General features: G+C 66.6%; 8 protein-coding genes. 7 read left to right on the forward strand and 1 reads right to left on the reverse strand.

Translation table 11 applies throughout. The features are described from left to right. Positions 1 to 158 precede the first annotated feature (158 nt). The 6 genes from WV31_RS20545 to WV31_RS20570 all read left to right on the forward strand — a co-directional run bounded on the left by WV31_RS20545 (position 159) and on the right by WV31_RS20570 (position 11,534). Positions 159 to 6,410 carry an AAA family ATPase gene (locus WV31_RS20545; protein ID WP_206072563.1) on the forward strand — a complete coding sequence of 2,084 codons (6,252 nt, stop codon included), beginning with the start codon at positions 159 to 161 and terminating at the stop codon, positions 6,408 to 6,410. Beyond that, on the forward strand, positions 6,407 to 7,318 hold the full coding sequence (locus tag WV31_RS20550) for a response regulator (RefSeq protein ID WP_085375270.1): 912 nt from the start codon (positions 6,407 to 6,409) through the stop codon (positions 7,316 to 7,318). Before WV31_RS20545 ends, WV31_RS20550 begins: the two co-directional genes overlap by 4 nt. A 17-nt stretch (positions 7,319 to 7,335) precedes the next feature. Further along, complete coding sequence (locus WV31_RS20555) at positions 7,336 to 8,256, forward strand: GGDEF domain-containing protein (RefSeq protein WP_237051402.1); 921 nt, start codon at positions 7,336 to 7,338, stop codon at positions 8,254 to 8,256. A gap of 9 nt (positions 8,257 to 8,265) precedes the next feature. Further along, the gene (locus WV31_RS20560) at positions 8,266 to 8,922 is read left to right on the forward strand and encodes a trimeric intracellular cation channel family protein (protein WP_085375271.1); all 657 of its coding nucleotides are present in this window, start codon (positions 8,266 to 8,268) and stop codon (positions 8,920 to 8,922) included. A 144-nt stretch (positions 8,923 to 9,066) separates the two neighbouring features. Next, complete coding sequence (locus WV31_RS20565) at positions 9,067 to 10,092, forward strand: HupU protein (protein ID WP_085375272.1); 1,026 nt, start codon at positions 9,067 to 9,069, stop codon at positions 10,090 to 10,092. Further along, positions 10,089 to 11,534 (forward strand): nickel-dependent hydrogenase large subunit, encoded by a 1,446-nt coding sequence (locus tag WV31_RS20570; RefSeq protein ID WP_085375273.1) that lies wholly within the window; start codon positions 10,089 to 10,091, stop codon positions 11,532 to 11,534. Before WV31_RS20565 ends, WV31_RS20570 begins: the two co-directional genes overlap by 4 nt. Positions 11,535 to 11,620: 86 nt before the next feature. On the opposite strand, the gene WV31_RS20575 is transcribed toward WV31_RS20570, so the two are convergent. Next, complete coding sequence (locus WV31_RS20575; RefSeq protein WP_085375274.1) at positions 11,621 to 11,854, reverse strand: tyrosine-type recombinase/integrase; 234 nt, start codon at positions 11,852 to 11,854, stop codon at positions 11,621 to 11,623. Positions 11,855 to 11,910: 56 nt separating this feature from the next. Here WV31_RS20575 and WV31_RS20580 point away from each other — a divergent pair, with 56 nt between their 5' ends. Next, positions 11,911 to 12,579 carry an ABC transporter permease gene (locus WV31_RS20580; protein ID WP_335645133.1) on the forward strand — a complete coding sequence of 223 codons (669 nt, stop codon included), beginning with the start codon at positions 11,911 to 11,913 and terminating at the stop codon, positions 12,577 to 12,579. The last annotated feature ends 211 nt before the right edge of the window (positions 12,580 to 12,790 follow it).

Genomic DNA, 12,790 nt, shown 5'->3' on the forward strand with positions numbered 1-12,790 from the left:
GCGTAGTTCGGCTCAGTAAGATTGCAGGCGGTCGTTTTCCTGACTGTCGGAGCGACTGAACCACGAGCAAGGTGCCTTTTAGGTTGAGCACAACAAATGCTAAACCACTATTGGCCACTATGGAGCGGGCGGAAGCGCTTAGCCGCGACCGCGACCGCGTGCTTTGGCGCGCCCACAGCGAATCCTTGGGCTCGGCCCTGGTTATGGTTCCCGCCGAGGACGAGCCTTCGCCGCGCGTGCTGTCACGCTTTCGCCACGAACACGCCCTGAAGGACCGGCTCGAGGCCGATTGGGCGGTGCGGCCGACCATCCTGGTCGAGCGCGGCGGCACTGTGGAAATGCTTCTCGAAGACCCGGGCGGGATGCCGCTGGACGGCATCCTGGGCGATGCCGCCCAGGCGGGTAGAGGAATGGACATCCCGGACTTCCTGGTCCTGGCGCCCCGAATCGCCGAGTCCCTCTCCCGGTTGCACAGCAGGAACATCGTTCACAAGGACTTGAGGCCGGCGAATATCCTCGTCTCCCCGGACGGACAGCCGGTCCGTTTCACCGGATTCGGCATCGCCTCGCTGCTGCCGCGCCATCACATCGCGCTGGACCCCATCGAAACCATCGAGGGCAATCTGGTGTACATGGCGCCGGAACAGACCGGGCGCATGAACCGGTCGGTGGATTGCCGCAGCGACCTGTACTCGCTCGGCATCGTGTTCTTCGAGATGCTGGCCGGCAGGCCCCCCTTCGCCTCGGAGGACCCCGTCGAACTGGTGCATTTCCACGTGGCGCGCCGTCCGCCGCTGCTGTCGGGCATCCGTGACGACATTCCGGGTCCGGTCTCGGAAATCATCATGAAGCTGCTGGCCAAGCCGGCGGAGGAACGCTACCAGACGGCCAGCGGACTGGCCGCCGATCTCCTGCACTGCCTGGACTCGTGGCGGGGCAACAAGGCGGTGGCGCCGTTCCGCCTGGCCGCCAACGACACGCCGGATCGCCTGATCATCCCTGAAAAGCTCTATGGCCGCGCCGCCGAATTGCACCGGCTGCAAAAGGCCGCCGAGCGGGTGACGGCGCAGGGCAGCCTGAACATCGTCCTGGTCACCGGCTATTCGGGCATCGGCAAGTCGGCCCTGGTGGGGGAACTGCACAAGGCCCTGATCCAGCCGCGGGCGCTGTTCGCCTCCGGCAAGTTCGACCAGTACCGGCGCCACATCCCCTATGCCACCTGGGCCCAGGCGTTCCAGGGCACCATCCGCCAGGTTCTCGGCCAGGGCGACGCCCAGTTGGAAGAGTGGCGCCAGGCCATTCAGGACGCGCTGGGGCAGAACGGCCGCCTGATCACCGACCTGATTCCGGAACTGGCCCTGCTGATCGGCGAGCAGCCCCCGGTTTCGGATCTGCCCCCCAACGAGGCGCAGGTCCGCTTCTTCGCCACCTTCCGCCGGTTCCTCAGCACCTGGGCGACGGCCGAGCATCCGCTCGTCCTGTTCCTCGACGATCTCCAATGGATCGACCCCGGCAGCCTGAAGCTGTTCGAATACCTGGCGACCCACAGCGAACTGCGCCATCTTCTGCTGATCTGCTCGTACCGCGACAACGAGGTCGGGCCGGCCCACCCGCTGGCCCTGGCGTTGGACTCCATCCGGTCGCGCGTCAGCCTGGACGAAATCCTGCTGCAGCCACTGTCCACCGACCACCTGAACCAGATGGTGGCCGAAACGCTGTTCTGCCCGCGGACCAAGGCCCAGCCGCTGGCCGAGATCATCGGCGCCAAGACGGCGGGCAATCCCTTCTTCACCATCCAGTTCATGCAGGGGCTGTTCGAGGACGGCCTGCTCGCCCCCGGCCCGGACGGGTGGCAATGGGACATGGAGAGGATCGCCGGCAAGACCTTCACCGACAATGTGGTCGATCTGATGGTCGGCAAGCTGCGCCGCCTGCCCGAAGGGGCCCAGAGCGTGATGCGGACCCTGGCCTGCCTGGGCAACACGGTATCGGTCAACACCCTTCACATTCTGTTCGGCGATTCGGCCGCGCCCCTCGACGACGCCCTGGACGAGGCCTTGCGCGCCTCGTATCTGGTGCGGCGCAAGGACAGTATCCGCTTCACCCACGACCGCATCCAGGAAGCCGCCTATTTCCTGCTCCCCCCCGAATCCCGGCCGGCCGAGCACCTGCGCATCGGCCGCATGCTGCTTTCCGGGCTCGACGACGGCGCGCTCGACGACCAGATCTTCGACGTGGTGAACCATTTCAACATCGGCGCGGAGCTGGTCGCCGATCCCGAGGAACGGCAGCGGATCCGCCTGATGAACGTCCGGGCCGGCGAGAAGGCGAAGGCCTCGGCCGCCTACGCCACCGCCCGCACCTTCTTCGTCGAGGCCATGGAGATGTTGCCGCCCTCGGCCTGGGAGGAGGATTACCAGGGCACCTTCCGGCTGCACCTGGAACGGACCACCTGCGAGCTGCTGCTCGGCAATTTCCAGCAGGTGGATCAGCTTTTCCCGCTGATCCTCGACAAGGCGCGGAGCAACGCGGACCGCGCCCGCGCCTATCGCCTGCTCATCCTGCGCAACCAGGTGGCCGGCCAGTACGGCGAAGCGGTGGAGGTCGCCCTGACCGCGCTGCGCCTGTTCGGGCTGACCTGCCCCACCACCCCGGCCGACATCGAAGCGGCGGTGGAACGCGCACGCCAGGATTCCACGGTCAACCTCAAGGGCCGCGAGATCAGCGAGCTGATCGACGCCCCGGTGATGACCGATCCCGATGCGCTGGGCATGCTGGGCATCCTGGCCGACGCCATGCCCTGCGCCTGGATCGCCAGACCGGATCTTTACGCCTGGCTGGCCCTGAACGCGCTCAACGTCACCCTGCTTCTGGGCAATGACGGCGATTCCTGCGCCGTCTACATGGGCTATGCCATCGTCCTGGTCAGCAAGTACGACGCCATCGACGAATCCATCCAATACGCCAATGTGGCGCTGAAGCTGCAGGAAGCACTGTCGCGCCCCGACTTGCGGGGACGCATCCTGGTCCGGGCCGGCGTGTTCATCAACAGCCGCCGCAATCCCATGCGGTCCAGCATCGACATCCTGCGGGAAGGGTTCGTGGACTGCCAGGCGGCCGGCGACTACTCCTACGCCGTGTACGGCGCCCTGGAAATCTCGTGGCTGACCTTCGAATGCGGCGCGCCGCTCGACGACATCTCCGCCGCGGCCATGACCTATTCGGCCTTCGCGCAGCAAAGCCGCAACAACGGGCTGCTTCACACCCTGCGCGCCCAGGAGGCTTTCGTCTCCTGCCTGACGGGTGAAGCCGAACTGCCCACCTTCATGGAACGCGGCGAAACGTCCCTGGCGGCGCTGACCGCCGCCAAATTCGGAACCGGCATCGCCTATTACCACCTGATGGTCCAGACGGCCGCCCTGCTCCATGGCGATTACCAGCTGGCCCTCGAGCAAAGCCGCCATATCCTGCCCTATCTGAAGAGCATCACCGGATGGGTCGCCGAAACCAGCTACCACCTGCTGGCGGTCCTGACCCTGACGGCGCTCGACGCGCCCTCCGACCCGGCCGAGGCGGCGGAGCGGCGGGCCGAGCTGGCGGCGCATGTGGATCTGCTGGCAAGGCGGACGGCCAATTGCCCCGAGAATTACGGCTGCCGCCACGATCTGGCCCTGGCCGAGATCGCCCGCACCGAGGGCGACCTGCTGGAGGCCGAACGTCTCTACGAGAACGCCATCAGCCAGGCCCACGACAACGCCACCCTCCATATCGAGGCCATCGCCTACGAGCTGGCGTCAAGATTCTATCGCGGGCGCGACCGGCAGCTGATCGCCGACACCTATCTGCGCAAGGCCCGCGACGCCTATGCCCGATGGGGCGCCATGGGCAAGGTGCGGCAGCTGGAAGCCGCCTATCCCCAGCTGGCGGACAAGCCCGCCCGGTCCGGCGCCGGAAACGCGCCGCACGGCCAGTTCCAGAGCCTGGACGCCATCAGCGTCGTCAAGGCGTCGCAAGCGGTGTCCGGGGAAATCGCCCTCAACCGGCTGGTCGAGACGCTGCTGCGCATCGCGGTGGAAAACGCCGGGGCGGGACGCGGCGTGCTGGTGGTCGATCTCGGCGGCACCTCCACCGTGGTGGCCGATGCCCGCATCGACGACGGTGCCGTGGTGGTGGTTTCGCTGCGCAGCGAGCCGACGCCCAAGGTCCTTCCCATGAAGGTCCTGAACTACGTCCAGCGGGCGTGGAAGGGCGTGCTGCTGGACGACGCCCCCCTGGACAGCGATTTCGGGACCGACGAGTACATCCAACGCAACAACGTCCGCTCGGTCATGTGCCTGCCCATGGTCAAGCAGTCCAAGCTGATCGGCCTGCTTTACCTGGAAAACAGTCAGGTATCCCACGTTTTCACCGCGGCCCGCGTCGCGGTTCTCGAATTGCTGGCCTCCCAGGCGGCCATCTCGCTGGAAAACTCCCTGCTGTACGAGGATCTCGAACGGCACAGGGACGACCTGGAACGCACCGTCGCGCTCCGCACCGCCGAACTGTCCGAGAAGAAGGAACAGCTGGACAAGATCCTGGCCGAGCAGGACATCATCCTCGAGAACGCCTCGCTGGGCATCGTCGTCGTCCAGCCCGCCCCCGACGGGCGGCGGCTGATCCGGCGCGCCAACCGGGCCATCGAACGCCTGTTCGGCTTCAGCCCCGACGAATTGCTGGGAATGGACACCCGCGATGTCTGGGGCAGTGACGAGGAATTCAGGAGTGTGGGCAACGCCTACCAGATGCTCGCCGCCGGCGAAACCTACAGTGGCGAGCACGTCATCACGCGCCGGAACGGCCAGAAGGGCTTCTGCAAGCTGGTCGGCACCGCCATCGAGCCGGCCGACCTCGCCAAGGGCACCGTCTGGCTGATCGAGGACATCACCGATCGCCACGCCGCCGAAGTCGCCCTCAAGGCCGCCAAGCAGATGGCCGAGGAGATGGCCGAGGCCTTCCGCTACAAGAGCGATCAGGTCTCGGCGCTGTTGGACAATTCGGGGCAGGGCTTCCTGTCGTTCCAGGGCGATCTGCTGGTCAAGCCGGAATTCAGCCACCCCTGCCTGGCCTTCTTCGGCGGCTCGCCGGCCGGCAAGCCCATCGACGAACTGCTGTTCTCGGGCGACGACCACGCGCGGGACACGCTCAGGGCCTGCATCGAGGAAGCCCTGGCCGAAAAGGACACCGCCCGCGCCGAGCTTTACCTGTCCCTGCTGCCCGAAGAGATCACCATCGGCAGCCGCATCCTGAAAGCCGAGTTCAAGCCGCTGGACCAGGCGATCATGGTGGTGCTCACCGACATCACCAGCGAAAAGGCGCTGGCCGCCCAGGTGGCGCGCGAACGCACCCACCTGGAGATGATCGTGTCGGCCGTCACCTACGGCAACGACTTCTTCGACGCCGTCGCCGAGTTCACCAGCTTCGTCCAGGACGGGCCCGGCATGTGGCGGGGCCGCGACCGGACGGTCCTGTACCGGATGATCCATACCTTCAAGGGGACCTTCAACCAGTTGGGCTTCCACCATCTCCCCGCCGCGCTGCATGAGGTGGAATCCTCGCTGCAGCGGCTGGGGTCGTGGGCGGACGGGGCCGCCGCCGCCGCCATGGTGTTCTCCCGCGATTGGCAGGCCATCCTGGCCTCGGACCTGGAGACGGTCCGCAGCGCCCTGGGCGACGATTTCATGGCGCGGCGCGGCGTGGTCACCGTCACCCCCGAACAGGCCAAGCGCTTCGAGCGCTTCGCGCGCGGCCTGCTCGACGAGGCCGAGGTGCCCGACGTGCTGGAGGAAATCGCCGCCATCCGCACAGTCTCGCTGCGCCAGGCCATCGCCGATTTCGACAAGATGATCCATCAGATCTCGGCGCGGTTGGAAAAGGAAGTGGCGCCGCTGGTGGTGGAAGGCGACGACGTCCGCATCGATCCCGAGGTGTTCGGCCCCTTCCTGCGCTCGCTCGGCCACGTGTTCCGCAATGCGGTCGACCATGGTATCGAGGACCCCGATTCCCGCCTGTCCACCGGCAAAAGCGAGGTGGGCACCATCACCTGCGCCATCCGCCGGGCCGATGGCGCGCTCAGCATCGACATCGCCGACGACGGCAGCGGCATCGATGTGGAAACCCTGCGCCGCCGCGCCGCCGAACTGACGTCGGCCGATGTCAGCGGCTGGGGCCTGGCCGATCTGGTCTTCGCCGACGGCGTCAGCGTGCGGACCGAAGCCACCGAGCTTTCCGGGCGCGGTGTCGGCATGACCGCCGTGAAGGCCAGCGTCGAGGAGTTGGGCGGCAGCGTCAGCATCAATTCCCGGCCGGGCCACGGCACCTTGTTCCAGTTCCATATCCCCTTCCCGCCGCAGGTGGAGGGGCGTGCCCAATGACATTCTGCAAATTGAAGTTTCCGCCCACGATGGCGGCGGTGCTCTCGCGCAGCCGGGACTACCTCCAAGACGAGATCGGCCTCAAGGTCTCCAGAGCTAAGCCGCGCATCGGCAATATCGACGCGCTGCAATTACGCGATATGACCGCCGTCGTCTGCACCGGAGGGCCGGTCAAGCTGATCATCGCCTTCAGCTTCCAGCGCCCCCTGCTCGAACATATCCGGGAAATTCTCACCGCCTCCATGGACGTGGCCGAGGAAGAACTCGAACTCTACCTGCGGGAAACGGCGGCCGAGATCGTCAACGTCATTCTCGGGCACGCCACCGCCGACCTGGCGGAAGAAGGCAACGACATGGAATTGTCTCCGCCCAGGGTCCTGGACCAAGAAAAGAACATTCTTCGTCCTAAAAAGGCGACTTTCACCTCGATCGAGATGGCAACCAATTATGGTATCCTCGATATCAACTTCGTCGGGCCATCCGAACTTTTCGACCATGACCTGAACATAATCGACGAGAAAAAAACTCAAGGGGGGGACATGCACCCACTGAAGGTCCTTATTGTCGATGACTCCCTGCTGACGGTCCGGACACTGACCGGCATGCTGACCGAACTTGGACATCTGGTCGTCCAGACGGCGGGAAGCGGGGCCCTGGCCCTGGAGGCCTATCGACAAGCCAAGCCCGACCTGGTCACCATGGACATCACCATGCCCGACATGGACGGCATCGAGGCCACCGGCGGCATCCTCAAGGAATTTCCCGATGCCAACATCATCATGGTGACCTCGCATGGACAGCAGGGTATGGTCATGAAGGCGGTGAAGGCGGGGGCGAAGGGCTATGTCCTGAAACCCATCAAGGCCGACAAGCTGCGCGAGATGATCTCGCGGGTGTTCAAGACCTGACCGATCAGAGGAAACGGATGGCCACGGCGTCAAGGCGCGAACACACGGCGAAAGGCGCCCGCAGTGATGGCACGTTCGACGTCATCCCGTTTCCCATCTACGTGGTCGACACCCAGACCCTGGAACTGGTCAGCGTCAACCAGGCCATGCGGCGGAAAACCGGAGCGGTGACGGGGCAAACCTGCCACGACGCCATCTACGGCCAGCCGTCACCCTGCCATTTCTGCAAGATCGCCCCCCTGTCCGAGGCGGCAGCCTTAGGGCCGGCCACCATGGTGTTCGAGCATTTCAACGACCGCGACGATTGCTGGTACCAGTTGAACGAGACCTTGATGGACTGGTTCGACGGCCGTCGGGTCAAGCATTCCATCGCCGTGGATATCGGCGCGCTCAAGGACGCCCAGAACGAGCTGTCGGAAGCCTATGCCCTTCTCGCATTGAAAAGCGTCGAACTGGAAAGGGCCTCCATCACCGACACCCTGACCGGGCTGTTCAACCGCCGCCGCCTGGACGAGGCCTATGCCCACGAACTGGACCGTGCCCAGCGCTATGCCAAGCCGGTTTCCCTGATCATCAGCGATGTGGACCATTTCAAGTCGGTCAACGACACCCATGGCCACCAGACCGGCGACGACGTGCTGAAGACCATCGCCGGATTGCTGCGCAGCGGTGTCCGCGCGGTGGACATCGTCGGACGCTGGGGCGGCGAGGAATTTCTGGTCATCTGCCCGGATACCGACCTGGACGGAGCCGTGGCCCTGGCCGAAAAACTGCGGGCTTCCATCGCCGAAGAGCCGGTCGCCACCATCGGCTCCACCACCGCGTCGTTCGGCGTCGCGCAGTACCGGGACGGCGAGTCGTTCAAGGATACGGTGGCCCGTGCCGACACGGCGCTCTACCGGGCCAAGATCAACGGCCGCAATCGCGTCGAATCCTGAGGCCGCGTGATGCTGATCGGCCAGTTCACCCTGCCGCTCGCCTTCGACCTGGCCGCCACCTTCCTGTTCGCGGTCACCGGGGCCTTGACCGCCATGCGCAAGGGCTACGATTTCGTCGGCGTGTTCTTCCTGGCCCTGGTCACCGGCATCGGCGGCGGATTGCTGCGCGATGGTCTTTTCCTGCAGCAGGTGCCGGCGGTCCTGGGCTCCCACTACCTGCTGTCGGTGGTGGTGGCCACCATCATCGGCCTGGTGTTCGGACAAAGCCTCAACCGCCTGTCCCTGGTCTTCCTGCTGGTGGATGCCCTGGGTCTGGGGCTCTACACCGTGTTCGGGGCGCAGAAGGCGCTGAACGCCGGGCTGGGCTGGGTTCCGGCCTTGCTGATCGGGGTGATCAACGCGGTGGGCGGCGGCGTGCTGCGCGACGTGATGACCCGGGAGGACCCGCTGATCTTCCGTCCGGGCGAGTTCTATGCCGCCGCGGCCCTGGCCGGGGGGGCGACCTTCGCCGTCCTGGCCCTGGCCGCGGGTCTGGCCGCCCAGCTGGCCGCCCTGGCCGGAATAGCCGTCACCGTGCTGGTTCGGGTGGCCTCGGTGCGATTCGGCTGGCACACCCCGGCAGCCCGCGCCCTGATCGGCCGCGACGATCCACCGGGAGAGGCTTGACTTTATACGCCGCCCTCAGGCGCCGGGCGCACGCCTCCGCGTGCTCTGAAATACTTGCCGGCGAAGCCGGCACCCGCGCGGCCCCTTGGGCCTAACCAAATCTCGATGAGTTCCACTCACCGCGATTTGGTATAATGTGGCGACATGATCGCGCCGTCCCCTCCTCCCGACACTTTCAACGTCTTGTGGCTGCAGGCCGCCAGCTGCGGCGGCTGCACCATGTCGGCCCTGGCGGCCGACGATTCGGGCTTGCTGCGCGCGCTCGAACGGTTCGGCATCCGCCTGCTGTGGCACCCTTCGCTCTCCGAGGAATGCGGCGCCGAGGCGCTGGCCACCCTCGAGGATTGCGCCACCGGCCGGGTCCGGCTGGACTGCCTGTGCGTCGAGGGCTCGGTGCTGCTGGGTCCCGGCGGCTCGGGCCGCTTCCAGATGCTGTCGGGCAGCGGCAAGCCCATGAAGGACTGGATCGCCCGCCTGGCCGCCAAGGCCAATCATGTGGTGGCGGTGGGCAGCTGCGCGGCGTTCGGCGGCGTACCGGCCGCCGGCCACAATCCCACCGACGCCCGCGGCCTGCACTATTCCGGCTGGGATTTGGGCGGCGCGCTGGGCAAGGGCTTCCGCTCGGCCTCAAACCTGCCGGTGGTCAACATCGCCGGCTGCGCCCCCCATCCGGGATGGATCGTCGAAACCCTGGCGGCCCTGGCGTTGGGCGAGGTGACGCCCGCGCATCTGGACGCCCTGGGACGGCCGCGCGCCTATGCCGACCATCTGGCCCATCACGGCTGTGGCCGCAACGAGTTCTACGAGTTCAAGGCCAGCGCGGCGCGCCCCTCGGATCGCGGCTGCCTGATGGAGAATCTGGGTTGCCGCGCCACCCAGGCGCCCGGCGACTGCAACATCCGCCGCTGGAACGGCTATGGCTCGTGCACCGATGGCGGTTACGCCTGCATCAACTGCACCTCACCCGCCTTCGAGACGCCTTCGGGTCCGTTTCAGGAAACCGCCAAGGTGGCCGGCATCCCGGTCGGCCTGCCGGTGGACATGCCCAAGGCGTGGTTCGTGGCCCTGGCGGCGCTGTCGAAATCGGCGACGCCCCAGCGGGTTCGCACCAACGCCCACGCCGACCACGTCATCGTTCCCCCCGCCCGCCGGCCTTCGAAGACGCCATGACCAACGCCCCCACCCGCCTGATCGTCGGCCCCTTCAACCGGGTGGAAGGCGACCTCGAAGTCACGCTGGACGTCACCGATGGCGTGGTGGCCGAGGCCCGCGTCAACGCCCCCCTCTACCGTGGCTTCGAGCAGATCCTGCAAGGCCGCCCGGCCGCCGATTCCCTGGTGATAGCACCGCGCATCTGCGGCATCTGCTCGGTATCGCAATCGGTCGCCGCCGCCCGCGCCCTGGCCGGGCTGGAGCGCCCCGACATTCCGGCCAACGGCACGCTGGCCGCCAACCTGATCCTGGCGGCCGAGAACGCCGCCGACCACCTCACCCACTTCATGCTGTTCTTCGCCCCCGATCTGGCGCGGGAATGCTATGGCGAGCGCTCGTGGTTCGCGCTGGCGCGCCGGCGTTTCGCGGCGGGCGATGGAGAATGCGCCCGCGCCCTGCTTCCCGCCCGCGCCCGTTTCCTGCATCTGATGGGCCTGCTGGCCGGCAAGTGGCCACACTCCCTGGCGCTGCAGCCGGGTGGCGTCACCAAGTCCGTCGATCCGGGCGAGAAGATCCGCCTGCTGTCCATCGTCTCCGAATTCCGCGAAGCCCTGGAAACCCACCTGTTCGCCGCCCCGCTGGAAGCCGTCGCCGCCCTGGACGGCGTCGGCGCCCTGGAGGCCTGGGCCGATGCCGCGCCGCCCGGGCAGGGCGATTTCCGCCTGTTCCTGCACATCGCCCGCGACCTGAACTTCACCACCCTGGGGCACGGTCCCGGCCGCTTCATCTCGTCGGGCAGCTTCGGTCTGTTCGCCCCGGGCGTCTGGACCGGCCAGGCCCTGTCGGAGTTCGATCCCGCCCTGGTGAGCGAGGATCACGCCCACAGCTGGATGGAGGGCGGAATCCTCCCCCCCTTCTCGGGCCAGAGCATGCCCTCTCCCGACAAGGCCGAGGCCTATACCTGGTGCAAGGCACCGCGCCTGGACGGCCGGGTGGCCGAGGTGGGCGCCCTGGCCCGCCAGGTGGTGGACGGCCATCCCCTGGCTCGCGCCCTGGCCGCCGCCCGCCCCGGCGGTTCGGTGCACGACCGGGTGGTGGCGAGATTGCTGGAACTGGCCCGGCTGATCCCCGCCATGGAAGGCTGGATTCGCGCCATCCGCCCGGGCGAGCCGTTCTGCGCCCCGCCCTCCCAGCTCATGGACGGCCAATCGGTGGGGCTGGTCGAGGCGGCCCGCGGGACGCTGGGCCATTGGCTGGGCCTGCAGGGCGGCAGGATCGCCAGCTACCAGATCGTCGCCCCCACCACCTGGAACTTCTCGCCCCGCGATGCCCAAGGCAATCCCGGAGCCCTGGAAACGGCCCTGGCCGGAACCCCGGTCAACCCCGGCGAAACCACCCCTGTCGCCGTCCAGCACGTGGTCCGCTCCTTCGACCCATGCATGGTCTGCACGGTGCATTAGAACAACTAATTGATATTATTGATATTTTTAGCCACCCTCCACATCGCCTCCACTTCCCCTCCATATCGAGGCTCGGGTTGTAAAAATCATCCGGTCTGCACTTCGATCCACTCGGAGCCGCGAACGTCACGATAGATCGAAGTCATATCCGCCGACTTGTGCCCCAGCAGGGCTTGGGCATTGATGCCCTGTTCGGTGTAGAGCCGGGCAGCCAACGACCGGATTTCATGGAAGGTCGGAGGCGTTTTGCCCGCCGGAGCCCTCACCCCGGCCCCATCCCGACACCGGGCAAATTTCTGGCTGATGGTGGTGTCGCGGATCGCCGCCCCCGGCTTGGCCTTGGCGCAGCGCCGTTCAACGGCTGCTGTTCCAGCCCCTGGTCTACCTGCTGGTGTTCGGCGGCGTGCTGGGCGGAACCAGGGTCGGCGGCGGAATCGATTACGCCCAGGTGGTGGCGCCGGGCATCGTCGCCATCGTGGTGATGAACTCGGCCATGGCCGTGGTGGGCGGCATGTTCGTTACCGGCTACTACTTCCATGCCATGGAGGCGTGGCTGCTGGGGCCGATCACGCTTCGGGGCTTTCTTGGCGCTCTGGTGGCCGGAGCCACCGCGATGGCAATGCTGGCCGGGGCCACCGCCCTGGTGCTGATCCGGCTGGTACTGGGGCTCTCACCCGCCGAGCCGGTCCTGGCCCTGGCGGCTATCGTCTTCGGCGCTGCGGCCTTCAGCCTGCTCTTCGCCATAGCCTTCGCCCTGCCGCGAACCCCCGACAAGGCCCAGAGCGTCCTGGCCTTCGTCATGATGCCCATGATGTTCTTCGGCTGCACCTTCTATGGCTGGGATAGTCTGGCCTGGCCCTGGAACGCACTGGCGCTGCTGATGCCCACCACCTATCTCAGCGAGACGTTGCGCGCCACCTATGGATCATCGGCAACCCTTCATGCCAGTCCATGGCTGATGGCCGCCGGACCGGCCGTCCTGGGAGGGCTGGCGGCCCTGAGCGACCATGTGTTCCGACGGCGCTTCCGGGACTTCCCCTGGTGACCGAAACGCCCCTGAACCTGAGATGGAGCCAAGGGATCATGGGCGCCACGCCTCCTCGGCCGCCCCGCTGGCCGGGGCCGTCGCGGCTGGGGTTGCGGCAAGCCCGCCAAAACCATCCCCTAACCATCTGATTTCATTGAGCGGAAAATTGCCGTTTCCCGACGTTTTCGACCGCCACAAATTTCAGCTGCCTCATTGAATTTACGTCAGA

The organism is Magnetospirillum sp. ME-1 (assembly GCF_002105535.1).
Classification (GTDB): Bacteria; Pseudomonadota; Alphaproteobacteria; order Rhodospirillales; family Magnetospirillaceae; genus Phaeospirillum.